This is a genomic window from Polyangium jinanense, from assembly GCF_028435265.1.
GTDB lineage: Bacteria > Myxococcota_A > Polyangia > Polyangiales > Polyangiaceae > Polyangium > Polyangium jinanense.
The window spans coordinates 135,141-155,501 of record NZ_JAGTJK010000008.1 but is presented as its reverse complement, the minus strand read 5'-3'; the positions used below and the strand labels follow the sequence as shown (position 1 = coordinate 155,501).

Below are 20,361 nucleotides of genomic sequence, written 5' to 3'. Positions count from 1 at the left end.
TCAAGCCCGGGGACAAACATTTCGTCCCGTCCGCGCGACGGGCGGGGTAGGGTTCGGCTGATGAGCAGAGGAGGGGACGTCGTCTGCCGGCCGAGTCCACGCCACCCGGGGGCGCCCTCGTGCGCTTCCTGTTCCAGCCTCTCGCGCCGCGGATCACGACCCCCCGAGGGACCCAAGGCGCGCTTCCCCCTGCGTTCACCGACCCTCTCGGCCTCCAAGCGGGCAGATCTTGCAGCGCATTCGCCGCCGTGGGATCAATGCCAAGCATGAAAACGGCGTCCCTCTCCCGCTTTCCCCGCCGCGCCTGGCTCTTCCTCTCACTCGGGCTCCTCGCGACCGCCGCGGGGTGCAAGGGGTCCGCGGAGGGCGGGGGTGCGGCGGCGGGCAACAAGGTCAAGCTCACGCTCAACTGGGTAGCCGAGCCCGAATTCGGAGGGTTTTACGCGGCCCGTGAGGGAGGCGCGTACAAGCGCGCCGGGCTCGACGTGGACATCATGCCCGGCGGCGCGGGCGTGCCCGTCATGCAGATGGTCGCGAACGGCCAGAGCGATTTCGGCGTCGTCGGCGCAGACGACGTCATCATCGCCCGCGCCCGCGGCGCCGACGTGATCCCGGTCTTCGCCACGTACCAGACGTTTCCGCAAGGAATCATGGTCCACGCGTCGCGCGGCGCGAAGACCATGGCCGACGTCTTCCAATCCGGCACCCTCGCCATCGAGCCCGGCACCGCGTACGCCGCGTATCTCAAGAAGAAATACGGATTCGACAAGGTGAAGATCGTCCCTTATGACGGCGGCGTCGCCCGGTTCGTCGTGGACAAGGAATACGCCCAGCAATGCTTCATCACGTCGGAGCCGATCGCAGCGCGGAAAAAGGGCGCGGAGCCGAAGGTCTTTCTCGTCGCCGACGAGGGCTTCGACCCGTACGGCGCGGTCATCATCACGCGCAAGGCGCTCTGGAAGGAGAATCCGGACAGGGTCCGCGCGTTCGTGCGCGCCTCGCGGGAAGGCTGGCGCTCCTACCTCGACGACCCGGCCCCCGCGAATGCGGTGATGCAAAAGCTCAATCCGACCATGGACGCCGAGACGTTCACCGCGGCGGCCGCGGCGCAAAAGCCGCTCGTCGAGAACCCGCAGACGAAAAAACTCGGGATGATGACGCGCGAGCGCTGGGACACGCTCGGCAAGCAGCTCAAAGACCTCGGCATCATCGACAACGTGCCGCCGCTCGACGAATACCTCGTCGCGATCGACGAGTGATCCAAAGGACGCCGGTCCCTGGGGAAGGACGTTGCTCCCCCAGGCAGAGCGCATTCCGTCCGAAACGAACGTTCCGCCGCCCCGGTGCTCCATGACGCATTCGCGTGGACCCATCCGCGACGACGTGCGCTGGATTGGTTGTGCGGGGCGACAACGCGGATCACATACCCAAAATCCGCGAAAATCGACCGTGGAAATGACGCACTGTCCAGGCTTGGTCGCTCGCTGAACCTCTGGTAGTGTCGGCGCCGGTATACGGGGTGGAGCAGGAGCGGGGGGCGATGCCCGAATTGTCTGCGCAAGATTTCTTCCGAGCGGCCGAGATTCCCGAAGGCGCTGTCCTCTCCGGCAAGGAGCTGGAGTCGGCGTTCTGGCAGATCAAAAAAATCCAGCGAGAGTCACAGCAGCAGCAAGCGTTCTGGAAATCGGTGAACGACTCGCTCTCGGACGCATACAAGAAGCTCGCGTCATTCCAGAAGGAGCTCGAGTCGTCCCGGGAAGCGCTGCGTCAGGCCAACGAGCAGCTCGAAGAAAAGGTGCGGGAGCGGACGCTGGAGCTCACCGACAAGCTCGCCAAGATCGAGGAGCAACAAGCGACCATCCGCGCGCTCTTCACGCCCGTCATCCAGGTCTGGGACCACATCCTCGTATTGCCCATCGTGGGCGGGCTCGACGCACGTCGGGCCTCCGACATGATGGGCAGCTTGCTCGAAGCGGTCGTCGACACGCAAAGCACGTTCGTCGTTCTCGACCTCACCGGCGTCGACGATGTGGATGCCGAGACCGCCGATCACCTCGTCAAAATGAGCCGCGCCGCCAGCCTGCTCGGCACCTCGTGCCTGCTCTCGGGGCTCTCGCCGCGCGTCGCGAGCGCCCTCGTCGGGCTCGACGTCGGGCTCGGCGAGCTCCTCTCGTTCGGCAAACTCCAGGCCGCGCTGCAATTCGCACTTCGACGCCTTTCCAAACCCACCGGCCAGAGCGTCTAGCGCTCCGAAGGGAGGCCAAGGCCATGCCCGACATCGTGCTCGTCGAGGACAACGAAATGAATCGCGACATGCTCGCGCGCCGCCTCGTGCGCCGGGGGTTTTTCGTGCGGATCGCCGCGGATGGGGGAACCGGCATCCGCATGGTCGAGGAGGCGCTCCCGGACCTCGTCCTGATGGATATGACCTTGCCGGACATCGACGGCCTGGAGGTCACGCGCAAGCTCAAGGCGAACGCAAGGACACGCGATGTGCCGATCCTCGTGCTCACCGCGCGCGCAATGGCCGAGGACCGCGAGCGCGCCTTCGCGGCCGGCGCGGACGATTACGATGTAAAACCCGTGGACATCGATCGTCTGCTCGGAAAAATGCGGGCGCTCCTCGAAAGGAAGGCGTCATGAGCCTGCCCGATCGCCCCGACGCATGGCCCCCGAGCCGCCCCGCGCCGGGCGAGGAGGAGCTGCGGCGCCTCGTCGCGCATTTGCGTCACGAATTGCGCACCTCGCTCACGGCCGTGATCGGATACAGCGAGGACCTCCTGGAGACGCTGGAGGGCCCCGAGGAGATCCGGGCCGAGCTCAAAGCCTTGCGCAGCGCGGGCGCGGCTGTCCTTTCGCTCGTGAACGAGCGCCTTGGCGCGGAGTCATTGCGAGATCTGTCGGCCTCCACGTTGCCGCGCCTCGTGCGCGACCTCGGCGACGCCTGCGCCGAGCCCGCCTCGGCCATCGCGCCCCTCTGCGCGCGCCTCGTCGCCGCGGCCGAGGGCGCCGGGCATTACGCCCTCATCCCCACGCTCTGCCGCATTCAGGCAGCGGGGGTCATGCTGAACGACCTCCTCGCCGGATACGCGCTCGATCTTTTGCCCCATGCGCCCAAGCTCGGCGGAATGCCGAAGGCCGCGGACCCGGCGAGCGAGGCGCGCCTCGCCGAGGCGCCGTCCGCCGAGCGGGGCCATCTCTTGCTCGTCGACGACAACTCCGTCACGCGGGACGTCCTGCGCCAATGGCTCGTCCGCCAGGGGCACGACGTCGAGGAGGCGAACGGCGGCGATCCGGCGCTCGAGCTCCTCCGGATGCGCGAATTCGATCTCGTTTTGCTCGACCTCGTCATGCCGGATCGCAGCGGCCTCGAGGTGCTCGACGTCCTCCGGGCGGAGGGCCGCCTCGGGAGCGCGTCGATCATCGTGATCTCCGCGCTCGACGAGTTCGACGGCGTGGTCTCGGCGCTCGAGCGCGGCGCAGACGATTACGTGACGAAGCCTTTCCACATGGTGCTGCTCCGAGCGCGAATCCGCATGGCCCTCGAGCTCCGGCGGCACCGCGAGCGCGAGCGCGCCTACCAAGGAATGCTGGCGGAAATCCGCGTCGTGCGCTGAGGCCACCCTGTCGGAAACACCATGCAGCTCGTCAGGCAAATCGTCCGGGAGCGACGCGAATACAACGGCTGGGTCGCGAACGAGACGATGGAGGATTACTCGCTGCGGTACGCGCCGAGGTCCTTCCGCAAATGGTCGCCGCTCCAGCTGGCCAACACCGCGCTCGGGGGCATCTCGTTCCTCGCGCTGGAGGCGATTGGCGGCTCGCTCGTCGTCCATTACGGCTTCCAGAACTCCTTCTGGGCGATCCTCGCCTGCAGCGCGATCATCTTCCTGACCGGCGTTCCGATCACGTATTACGCCGCGAAATACAACCTCGACATGGACCTCCTGACCCGCGGCGCCGGGTTCGGGTACATCGGCTCGACGGTCACCTCGCTCATCTACGCCTCGTTCACGTTCATCTTTTTCGCGCTGGAGGCCTCGATCATGGCCCAGGCGCTGGAGCTCTGGCTGGGGATGCCGCTCGTGGCCGGCTACCTCGTGAGTTCGCTCTGCATCATTCCGCTCGTCCTCTTCGGCGTCACGCTGATCAACCGCTTCCAGCTCTGGACCCAGCCGTTATGGCTGGTCCTCATGATCCTGCCGTTCGTCTACGTCTTCAAAAAAGACCCTTCCGCGCTCGCCGGCTGGACGAGCTTCGCCGGCGACTCCCCGAGCGGCCGCCATTTCGATCCGATCCTGTTCGGGCTCGCCGCGAACGTGTCGTTCTCGCTCATCGTCCAGATCGGCGAGCAGGTTGATTACCTCCGGTTCATGCCGGACCAAACGAAATCGAACCGCAAGGTCTGGTGGTTCGCCCTGCTCGCCGCCGGCCCGGGCTGGATCGTGCTCGGGGGCGCCAAGCAGCTCGCGGGCGCGTTTCTCGCCACGCTCGCGATCCGGCACGGCACGAGCGTGGAAAAGGCGCTCCAGCCGATCTGGATGTACGTGGCCGGCTACGAATACGTCTTTTCGAGCCGGAACATGATGATCGGAGCGGGCATCGTGCTCGTGCTCGTCTCGCAGCTCAAGATCAACGTGACGAACGCCTACGCGGGCTCGCTCGCGTGGTCGAACTTCTTCTCGCGCCTCTCGCACAGCCACCCCGGCCGCGTGGTCTGGCTCGTGTTCAACGTGGCGATCGCGCTGCTCCTCATGATGTTCGGGGTCTTCCACACCCTCGACAAGGTGCTCGCGCTGTATTCGAACGTGGCCATCGCTTGGATCGGGGCCATCGTCGCCGATCTCGTGGTGAACAAGCCGATCGGTTTGTCGCCAAAGTACATCGAGTTCAAGCGGGCGCACCTGTACAACATCAACCCGGTCGGCTTCGGGTCGATGGCCGCGGCCTCGGTCGTGTCGATGCTCTGCTACGCCGGCTTCTTCGGCCCGGCGCTCAAGGCGTATTCGTCGTTCCTCGCCCTCGGCCTCGCGTTCGTGCTCTCGCCGCTCATCGCCGTGGCGACGAAGGGCAAATATTACATCGCCCGCACGAACGACCATTTCCCGAACGACAAGGCCCACGGCAGCGAGCCATGCTGCATCTGCGAGCACTCGTACGAGCCGCAGGACATGGCCCATTGCCCCGTCTACCAGGGCTCGATCTGCTCGCTCTGCTGCACGCTCGACGGGCGCTGCCACGACGCCTGCAAATCGAAGACGGATAGCCGCCGGCGCATCTCGACGTTCCTCGAAGGAAAACTCGCGCCGCGCCTCGCCTCGCGCCTTTTGCGATTCGCCGCCGTTTATGCGGGCATGGCCTTCGCGGTGGCGCTCGTGTTTTTCCTGTTCCACCAGGCCTCGGCCGTGACCGGCGAGAGCCGCGCCGCGCTCGGACGGACGTTCACCGAGCTGTATGCGACGGTCGTCGTACTCGTCGGCGTGGGCGCGTGGTGGCTCGTGCTCTCGTGGGAGAGCCGCGAGCTCGTCGAGGAGGAGCTCGATCGGCAAAACGTCGAACTCGAACAGGAAATCAAGGAGCACGAAAAGACGGAAAGCGCGCTCCGGCAAGCACGCGCCGAGGCCGAAACCCTCGCGAGCGCGGCGGAGGCGGCAAACCAGGCGAAGAGCCAGTTCCTCGCGAACATGAGCCACGAGCTGCGCACGCCGCTAAATGCGATCATCGGCTACAGCGAGATGCTCGAAGAGGAGGCCGACGAGGGCGGTTACAAGGCGATCGTCCCGGATCTCGGCAAGATCCGGCAGGCGGGCAAACAGCTCTTGATGCTCGTCGACGACGTGCTCGATCTGTCGAAGATCGAGGCAAACCGGATGGTCCTCGATCCCACGCGGTTCGACCTCGCCGCGCTCCTCGAAGAGGTGCGCGGGACGGTGCAGCCGATGGTCGATCGCAATGGCAGCGAGCTTTTCGTCGAGGGCGCCGCCGCGCCGATCGAAATGGTCGCGGACAGGAAGCGCGTGATGCAGACGCTGAACAACCTGCTCAGCAACGCGGCCAAGTTCACGAAGGGCGGGCGTATCGTGCTCTCTGCGTCGCTCCACGAGGCGGAGGGCCGGCCCTGCGTGCGGCTCGTCGTGAAGGACGAGGGGATCGGGATGTCGCCCGAGCAGCAACGCCGGCTCTTCCAGCCTTTCACGCAGGCCGACCTCTCGACGAGCCGCAAATACGGGGGAACCGGGCTTGGTCTCTCCATTACGAAGCGGCTCGTGGAGATGATGGACGGGACGATCGAAATGAAGAGCGCGCTCGGCAAGGGGACGACGTTCACGGTGACCCTGCCGCGCACACCGGCGCCGCGCGAGGCGGAGGATATTTAGGCGGACGCAGATGGCGCTCGGGCGTCGACCCGAAAGCAGGCAGCCGTATAGCGGACTTCGGCTCCGTGCACGTAGGGCTCAAAGGCGGCGCGGACCGTTTCGATGACCTGCGTGCGCGTCCGGTCGTCCGCCTGTTGAAGGAGCAGGCCGACGGGACCAAGTTGGCTCAGGTAACGGACGAGATCCTTTTCGGGCAGGGTGCAGGTGACATCGATCGGCCGGATATCGATCTCGGCCCAGCCGCTCTCTTCGAGAAGGGTGTGCACCCGGCGCTGGTCCGCAAATGCGAACTGCCCCGGCGCATCCGGTCGGCGGGCGGGGAGGTTCGGCAGGAGCGGCGCCGCGGCGCGCTCGGCTGTCGTCATGAATGGGTTTTCCATGGCGCTCCGCCAAGCGACGAACCGGAGCTCGGCGCCGTCCCTCGCGGCACGCCGCAGGTTCGCAAAGGCCCGGACAGAATCGTCGAAAAACATGACGCCGAAACGCGAGATGATCGTATCGAAGCTCGCAGGCTCGAATGCGTGGCGCTGCGCGTCGGCGCAGAGGAAACTCGGCGGCGCGCTTTCCCGTTCGGCGCGGCCCCGGGCGGCGGTGATCATCGGCTCCGAGATGTCGATGCCGACGCAGCGGCCCTTCGCTCCGAGCTTCCGCGCGACGGCGAGCGTCGTGCTGCCCGTGCCGCAGCCGACGTCGAGCACACGGCCTCCGGATTCGGCGGAAACCGCTTCGACGAGCAGGTCCTCGAACGGTTTGAACATCGGGTCGAGGAGCTCCTGCGCCTCGACCCAGGCGCGTCCGGCGAGGCCGTTCCAAAGCTTCGCCTGCTCGTTGTCTGTACGTTGCGTCGCATCCATGGTCATCTCCTTTTCCTTGCCTTCAGGAAGCGGGAGCTACACGATGCCAGTTCAAGTCGACTTGAGGTCAAGGGGTGAGAAACCTGGACATCGCCGAGGTAGCGCAGCGGTCCGGCGTTCCCGCCTCGGCGCTGCGGTTCTATGAGGAAAAGGGGCTCATCGCCTCGATCGGCAGGCGGGGCCTGCGCCGTCTGTTCGATCCCGGCGTGCTGGAGCGGCTGGCGCTGATCGCGCTGGGGCGCGCCGCCGGTTTTTCGCTCGACGAGATCGCGCTCATGTTCGCGCCGGATGGGCGGCCGCGCATCGACCGGCAGATGCTCGTGGCCAAAGCGGAGGAGCTCGACAAGACGATCCGTGAACTGAGTGCCATGCGCGACGGCCTCCGGCACGCCGCTGCCTGCCGCGCGCCGAGCCACATGGAATGCCCCACCTTCCGCCGCCTGCTTGGGGCCACCGCATCTGGAACTCTCGGAGCGCGAAAGAAGAGGGCTCCGCAGCCACCACGAAACAAGACTAATCGCGGGTGAAGACCTCGGTGTGCTCGAGCTTCAGGTCACATCCATTCGAGTGCATGGGCGCCCTCGTGTCGTTGAAGATCTGGCTGCGCCGCACGACGAGCCGCGTCCCCGGGCCCTCGCAGCGCAGGCCGGTGCGATACGAATAGCGGCCGATCTCGAGCCCATCGAGCACGACGTTCGCACCGCCCCGCACGCTCAATCCGCCCACGTCCTCCTCGGTGACCTGCGCGATCCCGCCCTCGCCAGCCGGGCCGTAGACGGTGAGCGCCTCGCCCGCGCTGACGTGGAATGGCAAATAGAACCCCGGCGCGACGCGGATCACCTTTTTCCCGCTGCCCAGCGTCGGAATGGCGTCCCGGATCTGGCAGAAGGGATCGTTCCTCACGCCCGTGGCGCGTTCGCATTCTTCGTAGTCGACGACGACCTTGCGGCCCACGTAAAGGACCTCGTTTTCGGGGATGCACCGGCCGCCTTGGTAAAGGTCGCACACGTCGCTCGCGCAGTGTGCGTGACGATTGCACGGCGAGCAGACACCCTGGACGCAGCCGAGCCCCGCGGCGCAATCGGAGCCGACTTCGCAGCGTCGCGCGATCGCGGACACGTCCTCGGCGAGGGATTCGGATTCTTCGGCGAGGAATTCGGGATCTTCGGTGAAGGATTCGGGCTCTTCGCCCGAGCAGGCGGGGAAAAACAGGATGACGAGGAGGTATTTCAGTACGTTTCGAGGAGACATCGGGGGGGCGGCTGGCAAGGTCCGCGCCGCGCCCCCCGGCCCTTCCGCAGGCTGCTAGCCCTCGTTCTTGCCGACGGCCGACTTCCCCCGAACGGCGGCCCAGTAAAGCGCAGCCGCGATGGCGCCGAACGCGAGCACGCCCGAGAGGTTCGACGTCGAAAACCGCGTGAACACGGTGGAGAGGTCGAACTTGTGCTCCATGCCGAGCCCCGCGACGAGCGCCGCGACAAGGCCCGCGATGGCGCCGCCCGCAATGTATCCCGAGCTGAGCAGCGTGCCCGGGCTGAACTCCTCGTCGCCGCCCGCCTGCCCGCGCTTCCTGTCGACCAGCCACCGCACGAGGCCACCGACGAAAATGGGCACGCTCGTCGAGATCGGCAGGTACACGCCGACCGCAAACGGCAGCGCCGAAACGCCGCAGAGCTCCATCACGATCGCCAGCATCACGCCGATGAGCACGAGGCTCCAGGGCAGCTTGCGCGTGAGAATGCCGTCGATGATCAGCGCGAACAGGCTCGCCTTCGGAGCGTCAAGCTTCTTCACCTCGCGCAGCTCGTAAACGAGCTTCCCGTCCTCGCCGAGGTACCGCCCGGCGTGCATGGCCCCGTCCTCGGCCACCTCGAAGACCGTGTACGATTTGCGATCCGGGCCGAGCATCGTGCCCTTGCTCGTCGCGTTCTTGGGCACCACGACGTCGCCTTCGAGCTTTTTCGGCTCGTGCGGCACGCGGCCGCCGATGCCGGGGTCGATCACGAACGCCACCTTCCCCGACTCCTCGACCAGGTATTTTCCTTGCGGAATGGCCGCGCCCGAGTTCGGCTGGTAAGCGATTCGATAGTCCTTCCCGTCCGGGCCCTTCTCCACCTGCGCGGTGATCGACTCGACCGGAATGGGCACGTCGTACGTCTCCGCGGCCCGCGTCGTGTAGGACGCATTGAGGAAGAGCAGCGTGTAGCCAATGACGAGCGCGCTCGTCACGACCCCGACGAGCAGGCCAATCTGCTGCCTTCGCGGCGTCGCGCCCACGAGATAGCCCGTCTTCAGGTCCTGGCTCGTCGCCCCGCCGTTCGAGGCCGCGATGCACACAATCGCCGCCGTCGAGAGCGCCATCGCCCGGTGCTCCACGCCGACCCAGCCCATCGCCAGGAAGAGCAGGCACGTGATGAGCAGCGTCGCCACCGTCATGCCCGAGATCGGATTCGACGACGAGCCGATCTCCCCGCAGATCCGCGAGGAGACGGTCACGAACACGAAGCCGAAGAGCATGATCAGAAGGGCCGTGGGCAGCGTGATCCCGAGCATGGGCGCGAGCCATATCGCGAGCAGGAGCGCGATGAGGCCATACACGACCACCGAAAACGGCAGATCCTTCTCCGTGCGCGGCACCTCCTTCGCCGCCTTGCCCGCGCGGAAGCTCTTGATGCCGCTCCGGAACGCCTTGACGATCGTGGGCAGCGCGCGGCCGAGGCTGATGAAGCCGCCCGTCGCCACCGCGCCCGCGCCGATGTAAAGCACGTACCGGCTGCGGATGTCGTTCGGCGACATGTCGCGAATGAGCGTCGTCGCCGGGAAAATCGGGCTATCGATCTTGTCGCCGAAGAACGCGATGAGCGGGATGAGCACGAGATACGCGAGGACGCCGCCCGCCATCGTGGTGCTCGCCGTTTTCGGGCCGATGATATAGCCGACACCGAGCATCTCCGGCGTGAGCTCCCCCGCGATGCTCGCGCCCTTCCAGCTCGTGAACCGATAGGCGGGGTTCATGTTGAAGAGCTTCAGCGGGTCGCCGAGGAGCTTGTACAAAAACCCGAGCCCGAAGCCCGCGAACACGGTCTTCGCGTTCGTGCCGCCCGTCTCGCCCACGACGAGCACGTCGGCGCAGGCCGTGCCCTCGGGGTATGTCAGTTTTCCGTGCTCCTCCACGATGAGCCCGTGCCGGAGCGGGATCATCATCAGCACGCCGAGCAAGCCGCCGAGCACGGAGAGCAGGAGCACCCGGCCCGCCGCAAGGTCGTACCCCATGAGCAGGAGCGAGGGCAGCGTGAATGCCACGCCCGCCGCGATCGACTCGCCCGCGGAGCCCGTCGTCTGGACGATGTTGTTCTCCAGGATCGTCGCGCGTCCGAAGAAGCGGAAGATCGTGATCGACATGACGGCGATCGGAATGGACGCCGAGACGGTCAAGCCGACCTTGAGGGCGAGGTAGACCGAGGAGGCGGCAAAGACGATACCGAGCAGCGCGCCGAGCGCCACGGCGCGCACGGTGAGCTCGCGTGGGCTCTCGCGCGCGGAAACGTAAGGCTCGTGGGACGCGTGCGGGGCCGATGCGTCGGGGGCAGCGGCCTCGGCTTCGGGGACGGGGGAGGACGCGGACATTGGCGCACCCTATCAAATGGACAGGGGGATGTCTTCCACTCTCACACGCTCAACGCGATGCGAGGTCCTCGTCCTGCAAGATCGCATTGATGCGGACGGCGGCGGCCGCCCCTTCGGCCTGCGCCACGCTGACGAGCTGGACCCGAGGCGAAGCGTCACCCACCACGAAGACGCCCTCGGATTCCGTGCTCCCGTGGAACTCCGCCTCCGTCGTCCCGTCGCCGTTGATCTTGCAGCCGAGCTTCGTGGGCAGATCCGATCGAGGCACCTCGCCCGTCTTCAGGAAGATTGCCCGCCGCGGCACGACCTCGCAGTCCTCGAGCACGACATGCGAAAGCTCCTCGCCGTCGCCTTCGAGCCGCGTGATGGGCGCCTCCCGCAATCCGATTCGATGTTTTTCGAGCAGGCGCCTGTCGTCGTCCGTGAGCGCGGCAGGACCGTGCGTGAAGATGACGACGTCGTCGCTCCAGCGGAGGAGCTGCAACGCAGCGCGGATCGCGCGGTGCGCGGGGCCGATGACGCCAATCGGCTGGTCGCGGCATTCCCAGCCGTCACAGATCGGGCAATGGTACACGCCGCGCCCGTAATACTTGATCATGCCCTCGATCGAGGGAATGACGTCGAGCATTCCCGTCGCGAGCACGACCTTGCGCGCCTCGACCCGGCCGCCATCCGCGAGATCGGCCTCGAATCCTTGCCCGCTCCGGCGGACGTCGCAGACCTCGACGTCACGAATCGTGACGCCGTATCGCCGGACCTCCTCGCGCCCACGGCGCAAGAGCTCCGCCGGGGGCAAACCATCGTGCCCGAGGAGCCCGTGAATGCCTCGCGCAGGCGCATTGCGAGGGGCCCCGGCGTCGCAGACCAGCACCTTGCGACGGCAGCGCCCCAGAATCAGCGCCGCACCGAGCCCGGCCGGACCTCCGCCGACGATGAGCACGTCGAAGCGTTCCACCCCCTCGCCTCCCCTCGTTCAGCCGCCCCGAGGGAAACCTGGCACCAGGAGCGGCCCGCGGGAAGCCCAGCCAGGCCACCAGACGCAGGAATCAGGATCCGGGATCCTGGTGCATCCGTGATCCAGGCGGATAAGTGGAGATCCAGGTTTGTCGTACGTACCTGAGGCGCCAAAGCCTCACCCCCCGGGCTCGGTTTAGAGCCGGCGGGCAGCGCGGAAGCGCTGCGGGTACGAGCCCGTACCGTCGACGCCGGCATTGAAGATCGACCAGCCGCCCGTATTGCCCACCGTCGGGCCGTTGGCGGTCGTGCGGCTCGAAATGAAGCGGTAGTTCCCGCCGCTGTCGCGTCCCACGAACATGCCGACGTGGCTGATCGCGCTCGGATTCTTGCTGCAGAGGATGGCCGTGGCGATCGCGTAGCTGCACGTCGTGTCGAAGAAGACGAGGTCGCCCGGCTCGAGCGAGGCGAGCTCGGTCGTGGTGGGCGCGCCCTGGAAGGAGGGCGCGCCGGCGGGCTGCGTGCGGAAGGGGATGAGGATCTTGCCCGTGCCGGCCCGGTACATGTCCTCGCTCGTGCGCGGCAGGTGACCGGTGAGCGACTTCAGGGAGAGCGGGATGCTCGCGTCCTTGCCGTCGAACGTGAAGTTCGTGCGGCTGCCCCAGACGAGGCGCATGTAGCCCGAACAGTCGAGCGCGCCTTCGAGCCCGAGGTCCGGGAGGATCTTCAACGCGTCGATGGGATCCCAGTCGAGGCCGAGGAAGTCGTGGAAATCGGCGCCGAGCGCGTACCGCGCGTCCTCGGAACCCCCCTCCACGTAATCATAGGAGATGGCGAGCACATCCTGCGTGCCGGCGTCGCAGTTGACCCCGCGGGCCGCATTGAGCCACGCCGAGAGCATCGTCTCCGAGGTCTTCTCGATGTCGAACGGCTCGCTCAGCGTCCGCACCCACGACGTCGTCGTGACCGTGGCGACCGATTTATCCGCCGCGCCGAACGTGCGCGATGCCCCGATCATCCGCACGGAATACCCGCCGTGCGTGAACCACGCGACCGGCTCACCGTCGATCGACGCAATCTTCGTATCGCCCGACTTCGTGAAGGTGAACGTCTCGACCTTCGCGCACGGCCCCGCGGCTTGCTCCTCTTCCCCGACCTCCACGACCGGCTCGTCGCCGGGCGGCGGCGTCATCGGCTCGTCACCGCCCGTCTCGTCGGGCTCGTTACCGTCCGTGATTTCCACGTCCTGGCCCGCAGGGGGGGCCGCATCTTTTCCACCCCCGCCGAAGCAACCGGTGAGGGTCGCGGCGAGCGTGATTCCGGGGACGAGGACGCTGGCAAAAGACCGAAGTGCAGCGAGCATCGTGGCCATGGGGGGAACCTCCGAGGGTCGGGGTTACGCGGCGCCGGGGCTTCCGGGCCTGCCGCCGGGGGGAGGCGGCGTGGTTCGGCTACGATAAGCTGCAAGCGGTGTGCCGGACGAATTTGCGGATCAGAACCGGCGCGCGGCTCGGAACCAGGCGGGGTACGCGTGGGGCACGCCGGGCGTCGCGTTGAAGATCGAAAAGCCGCCCGTGTTCGCGATCGTCGGACCATCCGCCACGATGCGGCTCGAGATGAACCTGCGATCGCCGTCGGCGTCCTCTCCGACATAAAGCCCGACGTGGCTGATCGTGGTCCAGTCCGTGCCGCAGGAGGGGGTCTCGACGTCGTATTGGCAATCGGTGTCGAAAAAGACGAGGTCGCCAATCTCGATGGCGGCGAGCTCCTCCGCCGTGGGTTCGCCGTGAAAAGGCGCGGCGCCCGGAGGCTCGGTGCGGAAGGGGACGAGGATCTTGCCCGGACCCGATCGATATTGCTCCCTGCTCGTCCGGGGAATCGCGCCGCCGGTTTCGTGGAGCGAAAGGGGTATTCTCGCGCGCACCCCGTCGTGGACGAAGTTCGTGCGCTCGCCGAAGACGAGGCGCATGTAGCCCGAGCAATCGAGCTTGCCGAGCTGCGCGGGATTGGCGGCGCGGGGGTCCGCGTCCGGCGGATCCCAGTCGATGCCGAGGTAATCGTGGAAGTCCGCGCCGAACTCGTAGCCCGCGTCCTTCGTGGTGCCCTCGGTGTATTCGAAGGCGATGGCCAGGATGTCGGGCGTCCCGGTCGCGCAGTTCGCGGCGCGCGCGGCGTTGAGCCACGCGCGGAGGTCCTGGCTCGACGTCGCGGCGGCGTCGAACGGCGTGTCCAGGGTGCGAATCCACGTCGTCGTCGTGATGCGTGGAACGGCCTCGCCCGCGTCGAATGTCCGCGGAGGCCCGGTCATCCGGACCGTATAGGCGCCTTGCGTGAACCACGCGACGTCGTCGCCCCCGATGTGGGCGGTCGTGATGTCGCCGGACGTCGAGAACTTGAATGTCGAGGACGCCCCGCACGCCGACATGGCCTGCGATATCGAGTCGATAGCCTCGTCCTCGGGCGGCTCGGGCGCGCCCTTCGCGTCGAGGATGCAGCCGGGGAGCGCAAAAGAAAAAAGGATCGCGGCGACCGATCGAAGGTCGGTAACACGATTTGCCATCTGGAGTTACCTCCAATGCAAGTATGTTCACGCGCGCCGATCGGCCTTTACGAAAGCGACGACGCGCCAAGAAGTGCGCAGCATAGCGTGTCTGCTCCGTGTCGCTTTCTCTTTCTTTTCGGGCGGAAGCAATGTAACTCGGCCCACGCACCATTCAGAACCGGCGCGCGGCCCGGAAGCGCTTCGGGTAGGTCCCGGAGATGCCGGCGGCGTCGTTGAAGACCGACCAGCCGCCCGTGTTCGCCACCGTGGGCCCGTCCGCCGTCGAGCGAGACGAGAGGAAGCGGGCGTTGTTCGAGGAATCCCGGCCGACGTAAATCCCGGTGTGGCCGATCGTGGTCCAGTCCGTGCCGCAGGAGGGGGAGGACACCGAGTAATCACAGCCCGAGTCGAAAAATACGATATCGCCGACCTGGATGGCCGAGAGCTCCGCCGCCGTGGGCGTTCCGTTGAAAGCGACGGCGCCCGTCGGCTGGGTGCGGAAGGGCACGATGATCTTGCCCGGACCCGATTGATATTGATCCTTGCTCGCGCGGGTGAGCGTGCCCGTCACGTACCACGACATCGGGATCTTCGCCTCCACGCCACCATAAAGAAAATTCGCGCGGAAGCCGAAGATGAGCCGCAAGAAGCCCGAGCAATCGACCTTGCCGATCTGGGTGGAGTCCGGCGCGACGATGTTTCCGTCGGCGGGATCCCACGAAAGGCCGAGATAATCGTGGAAGTCCGCGCCGCTCGCGTAGCCGGCGTGATTCGAGCCGCCCTCGATGTATTCATAAGCGACAGCGAGGATGTCCGAGGTCCCCGTCACGCAATTGACGGCGCGCGCGGCGTTGAGCCAGGCGCTACGAACCGTAGTCCCCATCGTGACGGGGTCGAAGGGCGTGGCGAGCGTGCGAATCCACATCGTCGTGGTGACGGAGGGCACGCCGGTCACCCCGGCGGAGAAGGTTCGCGAGGGGCCGGTCATTCGGACCGTATAGGCGCCCTTCGTGAACCAGGCGACGACGGTGCTGTTGATCGAGGCGGTCGTGACGTCCCCCGACGTCGCATATTTGAACGTGGCCACCGTGGTACACGCCGCGCCCGCCTGGGGACTCGGGTTACCATGGCTCTTCTTTTTTTCGGCATCGACGTCGTCTGGCGCGACGTCCTCTTCCTCGAACGCGGCCTGCTTGGATTCGTCGTCGCCCTCGTCCTGGCGATCGAGGCCGAACTGCGCGATATCGTGCAGCTCTTCCGCATCGAACATGCAGCCGGAAAGGCTCGCGAAGGCCGTCACACAGGGGAGAAGGGCGGCAGAAGAACGGAACAGGGACAGGCTTTTGGCCATGACACACCTCACCTCCGACACGGCGGGGACGTGCACGCCGAGCGGGGGGCGGCGCCGAACGTCGTTACGCAGTGACCATCTCCAGCGTAACCCGTCCGCCGTCGCGTTCCTTCATTTTTCGCGTCGAATCAGGCGCAGGCGCACAATCCGTGATCTTGATCTCACTTCATGACCGAATTCGTAGGGCAGCGCAGATTTCCATGGTCGCCCGTCCGCCGGCGATGGTAACCTGGCGGGTTTTCCATTCGCCCATTTCGGAGCCCGCGGCGGCGCGGGAGGGAAAACGGCGCGCCGCGGCCCCGAGCCATGGTACCGTGGTCGGTTTTGTTATCACTCGTCGAAGAGCGAGAGCTGCCGCTTCGGTCGCTGGAACGTGGTCTTTGCCTCGCGGGTGATCCGCTCCCGGTTCAGGCCGAGCCGCGCGCAATGGGCCTCGAACATCCGCTCGATCATGGCCCACCGGGGCCCGAGCCCCGAGAAGCGCGCCCCGAACGCACTCTCGTTCATCTTCCCGCCGCGCATCTCCTGGATCGCATTGCGGACTTTCTGCACCCGGAGCGGGTACGCCTCGGCGAGTCGCTCCTCGAAGACGGGCAGGACCTCGGCCGAGAGCCGGAGCGGTTGCAGGAACGCCGCTTCCGCCCCCGCCTCCCGCGCGCGCTCGAGGAGCTCGGCGATGTCGGAATCGTTGAGCCCCGGGATGACCGGCGCAATGGCGATCCCGACCGGGACGCCCGCGTCGGCGAGGGCGCGCATGGCGCCGAAGCGCAGGCTCGTCTTGCTCGCCCAGGGCTCGATCTTGCGCCCATCCTCGTCCTCTGCGAACGGAATGCTGAGGAACACGTGCGCCCGCGCCCGCCGCGCGAGCTCCGCCAAGAGGCCCGCGTCCCGCGCCACGAGGCGGCTCTTCGTGATGATCGAAACCGGATTCGTGAACGCGAGGCAAACCTCCAGGCATTGCCGTGTGAGCTCGTAGCTCGCCTCGAGCGGCTGATAACAATCCGTATTTCCGGACAGGACGATCCCGTCGCCGCGCCAGCTCGGCTTCTCGAAGGCCTCGCGGAGGAGGCGCGGCGCGTTCGTCTTGACCACGATCTTGCGATCGAAATCGGTGCCCGCGCCGAAGCCGAGGTACTGGTGGCTCGGGCGGGCATAACAGTAGGCGCAGGCGTGGATGCAGCCGCGGTAGGGGTTCAGGCTGAAGCGGAAGGGCAGATCCGGGCTCTCGTTCTCGGAGAGGATCGAGCGCGCCTCCTCCTCGAAGACCTGGAGCGTCGCGTTCGGCGGCTCGTCGAGCCACTCGACCTCGGTCTTCGCCCAGGGGTTCGGCGGGTTCTGCACGGGGCGCGGCATGCCGCGCATCCTAGCGCGAGGGCCCCGGTTTGTCTGCTCGGATGTTCAGCCCGTCCGGCTCACGCGTGCGCGCGGAGGAACGCGAGGAGCGGCGGGTTCACCTGATCGGCATGGGTGAGGTTTGACGCGTGTGCGGCGCCCTTCACCGGGACGAAAGCCTTGCAACCCGGGAGTTTGTCCGCGAGGAGGCGGCCACGCTCGAGCGAAATCGCGGCGTCCGCGTCGCCGTGGAAGACGATCGCGGGCTGCTTGATCTCGCCGAGGCGATCGGTGATGTCCTCGCGCTCGATGAGGGCGAGCGTGGGCGCCACGAGGGTCTCGACCGGGGTCTTCCGCCACGTCGAGATCCAGGGCTCCCAGTGCTCGGGCGCGCCGAGGATGAGGCCGGCGATCGTGTGGATGATCGGATCGATCGGGCCTTGTTGCCGCCAGGTCTCCAGCATGCCCCGGTTCCCGGCGAGGGTCTCGGCGTCGTCGACGCCGCCCTGCGAGCTGATGAGGACGAGGGCCTTCACGCGATCGGGCCACTTCAGGGCGGCGCGCAGCGCGAGGAAGCCGCCCTGGGACATGCCGCCGACGACGGCGCGCTCGATGCCGAGGTGATCGAGGAGCCGCATGCAGTCCTCGGCCGAGTCCCAGTAGGTGAAGCGATTGCCGTCGCTCTGCGTGCGGCCGAAGCCGCGGGCGTCGAAGCGGATCACGCGGAACTCGGGCGCGAGGACCGAGACCTGCGGATCGAACATCGAGAGATCCATCAAGAAGCCATGCGCAAGGACGACGGGCGGTCCGTCGCCGCCCGTGTCCTCGTAGAAAATCTTTTGGCCATTCAGATCGACGTGGGGCATGGCGTGAAAGGAAACCGAAAGGGGCCTTGTGGTCAAGGTGCGCCTTTCGGAGAGGAGGAGCGGGGAGACGCATGAGCGGATCGGTCGTGGCCATCACGGGCGCGTCGGGCTTCCTCGGCCGGGCGCTCGCCACGCGCGCGCTCGCGGCCGGCAGGGGTGTGCGAGGGCTGGATCTCGCGCCGGATCGGGAGGGCGGCCCTTCGATCGAGCTCGTCCGCGGCGACGTCTCGGATCCGGCGGCGTGCGCGGCGCTCTGCGCGGGCGCGGAGATCGTCTACCACACGGCCGCGGTCGTGCGGGAATCGGGCCCGATGGCGCTTTTCGAGCGGGTGAACGTGGGCGGCACGGGCGCGATGCTGGTCGCGGCGCGGCGCGCGGGGGTGCGCCATTTCGTGATGATCTCGTCGGTCATGGTGCACGGCTTCGATTTCCCCGACGGCGTGCCCGAGGACGGACCCGTGGGCGGCCTCGACAATCCCTATTGCGCGACGAAGATTCGGAGCGAGGCGCTCGCGCTCGCGGCGCACGAGCCGGGCGTGTTCGACGTCTACGTGGTGCGGCCCGGCGACGTCTATGGCCCGGGCTCGATCCCCTGGACGGAGCGGCCCACACGCATGATGGCGGCGCGGTCCTGGATCTACGTCGATAGCAAGGTTTGTCACGTGAACCACGTCTACGTGGACAACCTCCTCGACGCGATCGACCTCGTCCTCGACGCGAAAAAGAGCGGCCTGCCTTTCACGGTCACCGACGAAAGGCGCACGACGGCGCGCGAGTTTTTCAGCCACTACCAGCGATTCCTGGGTCTGCGCGGGATCCCCGATCTCCCCGCGCCGCTCGTGCTCCGCGCGGCCTCGACGCTCGATCGCGCGGCCTCGGCGCTCGGGCGGGAGCTCGAGATGAACCGCGAGGCCGTGCGATACGTGCTTCGCCGCGGGCAATACGGGATCGAACGGATCAAATCGATCGGCTACCGGCCGCGGATCGGGCTCGACGAGGGAATGGCGAGGAGCTTCGCCTGGCTGCGCGCCAAGGGCCACGGCTGACGCTCTGCGTCATCCCTGGGAAATCCCCGGTTCCTCCGCCGGTCTCGGCGCCGCGCGCGGCTCGGAAAGCTCCGCGGCCATGATCTTCTCGCGGCGGGCAAGGAACAGCGCCACGCCGAGCCAGAGGCCCGCGAGCGGGACCGCGACGAGCGAGATACCCGAGGAGGACAAACCGAGCGAAAGCAGGCCCGCGTGGGCCCACGCGCTCGAGGCGTCGCCGCCGCGGAACACCACGGTATCGATGAAGCTCTTCGCCTTGTATTTCGCTTCCCGGGGCAGGACGGTATAAAGCACCTCGCGCGCCGGGCGCTCGATCGCGTATTGCGACGCGCGGCGGAGGCCCTCGACGACGGCGACGACGGCGAGCGACGGATAGACGGCGAGCGCCGAGAATCCGAGGCCGGAGAGGACGGGAAGCACCACGAGCGCCGCGGCGAGGCCGAGCCGGGTCATCAATCGGCCCGTGAGGAAGAGCGAGAGCGCGGCGGACAGGACGTTCACGGCCGTATCGTTCCAGGCGAAGAGGGCCGTATGCGCGGCCGCTCCCTGCGCCGCGCGGCGGACGAGGTCCGTCTTCTGGAGGTAGAGGAACGTGTTCATCGTCGTCAGGAGGAGCATCGCGAGCGCGATGCCCGCGAGGTACGGCGACGCGACGATGAGGCGAACGCCGGCGAAGAGCGACCCGCCGACGGGTTTGTCCGATGAGGCGCGCGCCTCCGATTCGTTCCGGGCGCCCGCGTGGTGCTCGGCGCGCCGCGCGCAGTAAACGCAGGCTTCCAAGGTCACGGCCGAGAGGACGAGGAGCCAGAAGAGGTGGGTTTGTCCGAGCCGCTCACTCACGGCGGCGGTCACGAGCGGGCCCACGATCGCGCCCGCGCTGCCGCCCGCGGCGATGACGCCGAAGAGGCGCTTGCCTTGCTCGCTCGTGAAGACGTCGACGAGGAAGCTCCAGAGGACGGAGACGACGAACAGGTTGTAGACGCTGGTCCAGACGAAGAAGACGCGACCGATCATCGGGCGCGGGACGCCGAGGGAGGCGAGCGCGAAGAAGAGGAGGAGGTTTGCCGCGAAGAACCGGTGGACGACGGGGACGAGGCGGCGGCGCGAGAGGCGCGTGACGAGGGCGCCGTAGAGCGGGACCGCGCAGAGCATCACCACGAACGTCGCGGAGAAGAGCCACGGCAGGGCCTTCTCGCCGCCGGCGATGCCCATGGCGTCCCGGAGCGGGCGAATGAGGTAATACCCCGAGAGGAGCAGGAAGAAGTAGACGAACGCCCACACGACGGCGCCGATCTCCTCGGGGCGCACGGCGACGACGCGTTGAACCAAGCGCAAGACGAACCCTCGCTGCATCGCGGGCATCATGCCCGAACGGCGCGCGGCGGGTACGGGGAATGCCGGTTTTTTTTTGC

General features: G+C 67.1%; 17 protein-coding genes. 7 read left to right on the top strand and 10 right to left on the bottom strand.

The annotated features are described in order from the left end of the window. Window positions 1-266 precede the first annotated feature (266 nt). The 5 genes from KEG38_RS18475 (at window position 267) to KEG38_RS18455 (ending at window position 6,377) form a co-directional block, all read left to right on the top strand. Window positions 267-1,259: an ABC transporter substrate-binding protein gene (locus KEG38_RS18475; RefSeq protein ID WP_272421022.1), complete on the top strand. Its 993-nt coding sequence runs from the start codon at window positions 267-269 to the stop codon at window positions 1,257-1,259. A 281-nt stretch (window positions 1,260-1,540) separates the two neighbouring features. Beyond that, window positions 1,541-2,245 carry an STAS domain-containing protein gene (locus tag KEG38_RS18470; protein ID WP_272421021.1) on the top strand — a complete coding sequence of 235 codons (705 nt, stop codon included), beginning with the start codon at window positions 1,541-1,543 and terminating at the stop codon, window positions 2,243-2,245. A 23-nt stretch (window positions 2,246-2,268) separates the two neighbouring features. Further along, window positions 2,269-2,643, top strand: a complete 375-nt coding sequence (locus KEG38_RS18465; protein WP_272421020.1) for a response regulator — start codon at window positions 2,269-2,271, stop codon at window positions 2,641-2,643. After that, the gene (locus KEG38_RS18460; protein WP_272421019.1) at window positions 2,640-3,617 is read left to right on the top strand and encodes a response regulator; all 978 of its coding nucleotides are present in this window, start codon (window positions 2,640-2,642) and stop codon (window positions 3,615-3,617) included. Before KEG38_RS18465 ends, KEG38_RS18460 begins: the two co-directional genes overlap by 4 nt. A 21-nt stretch (window positions 3,618-3,638) precedes the next feature. After that, entirely contained in the window at window positions 3,639-6,377 is a 2,739-nt protein-coding gene (locus KEG38_RS18455; RefSeq protein ID WP_272421018.1) for an ATP-binding protein, read from the top strand. Here the strand turns inward: KEG38_RS18455 and KEG38_RS18450 are convergent. Next, window positions 6,374-7,231 (bottom strand): class I SAM-dependent methyltransferase, encoded by an 858-nt coding sequence (locus KEG38_RS18450; protein ID WP_272421017.1) that lies wholly within the window; start codon window positions 7,229-7,231, stop codon window positions 6,374-6,376. The genes KEG38_RS18455 and KEG38_RS18450 overlap by 4 nt on opposite strands. Before the next feature lie 74 nt (window positions 7,232-7,305). Here KEG38_RS18450 and KEG38_RS18445 point away from each other — a divergent pair, with 74 nt between their 5' ends. Further along, entirely contained in the window at window positions 7,306-7,758 is a 453-nt protein-coding gene (locus KEG38_RS18445) for a helix-turn-helix domain-containing protein (RefSeq protein ID WP_272421016.1), read from the top strand. Here the strand turns inward: KEG38_RS18445 and KEG38_RS18440 are convergent. The 8 genes from KEG38_RS18440 to KEG38_RS18405 form a co-directional block, all read right to left on the bottom strand. Further along, on the bottom strand, window positions 7,745-8,482 hold the full coding sequence (locus KEG38_RS18440; RefSeq protein ID WP_272421015.1) for a hypothetical protein: 738 nt from the start codon (window positions 8,480-8,482) through the stop codon (window positions 7,745-7,747). The two genes, KEG38_RS18445 and KEG38_RS18440, sit on opposite strands and share 14 nt — an antisense overlap. A 54-nt stretch (window positions 8,483-8,536) precedes the next feature. Further along, on the bottom strand, window positions 8,537-10,858 hold the full coding sequence (locus KEG38_RS18435; RefSeq protein ID WP_272421014.1) for an OPT family oligopeptide transporter: 2,322 nt from the start codon (window positions 10,856-10,858) through the stop codon (window positions 8,537-8,539). 49 nt (window positions 10,859-10,907) lie between these two features. Next, window positions 10,908-11,813: an NAD(P)/FAD-dependent oxidoreductase gene (locus tag KEG38_RS18430; RefSeq protein WP_272421013.1), complete on the bottom strand. Its 906-nt coding sequence runs from the start codon at window positions 11,811-11,813 to the stop codon at window positions 10,908-10,910. Window positions 11,814-12,008: 195 nt separating this feature from the next. Beyond that, complete coding sequence (locus tag KEG38_RS18425) at window positions 12,009-13,184, bottom strand: NlpC/P60 family protein (protein ID WP_272421012.1); 1,176 nt, start codon at window positions 13,182-13,184, stop codon at window positions 12,009-12,011. A 120-nt stretch (window positions 13,185-13,304) separates the two neighbouring features. Beyond that, window positions 13,305-14,372, bottom strand: coding sequence for an NlpC/P60 family protein (locus KEG38_RS18420; RefSeq protein ID WP_272421011.1), 1,068 nt, complete (start codon window positions 14,370-14,372; stop codon window positions 13,305-13,307). 154 nt (window positions 14,373-14,526) lie between these two features. Next, entirely contained in the window at window positions 14,527-15,624 is a 1,098-nt protein-coding gene (locus KEG38_RS18415) for an NlpC/P60 family protein (RefSeq protein WP_272421010.1), read from the bottom strand. Between the two features lie 411 nt (window positions 15,625-16,035). Further along, complete coding sequence (locus tag KEG38_RS18410; protein ID WP_272421009.1) at window positions 16,036-17,058, bottom strand: PA0069 family radical SAM protein; 1,023 nt, start codon at window positions 17,056-17,058, stop codon at window positions 16,036-16,038. Window positions 17,059-17,117: 59 nt separating this feature from the next. Then, the gene (locus KEG38_RS18405; RefSeq protein ID WP_272421008.1) at window positions 17,118-17,903 is read right to left on the bottom strand and encodes an alpha/beta fold hydrolase; all 786 of its coding nucleotides are present in this window, start codon (window positions 17,901-17,903) and stop codon (window positions 17,118-17,120) included. 71 nt (window positions 17,904-17,974) lie between these two features. On the opposite strand from KEG38_RS18405, the gene KEG38_RS18400 reads away from it, so the two are divergent. Next, a complete protein-coding gene (locus tag KEG38_RS18400; RefSeq protein WP_272421007.1) occupies window positions 17,975-18,949 on the top strand; it encodes an NAD-dependent epimerase/dehydratase family protein in 975 nt (324 codons plus the stop codon). Window positions 18,950-18,958: 9 nt separating this feature from the next. Here the strand turns inward: KEG38_RS18400 and KEG38_RS18395 are convergent, their stop codons facing one another. Continuing rightward, window positions 18,959-20,284 carry an NTP/NDP exchange transporter gene (locus KEG38_RS18395; RefSeq protein ID WP_272421006.1) on the bottom strand — a complete coding sequence of 442 codons (1,326 nt, stop codon included), beginning with the start codon at window positions 20,282-20,284 and terminating at the stop codon, window positions 18,959-18,961. Window positions 20,285-20,361: the final 77 nt, after the last annotated feature.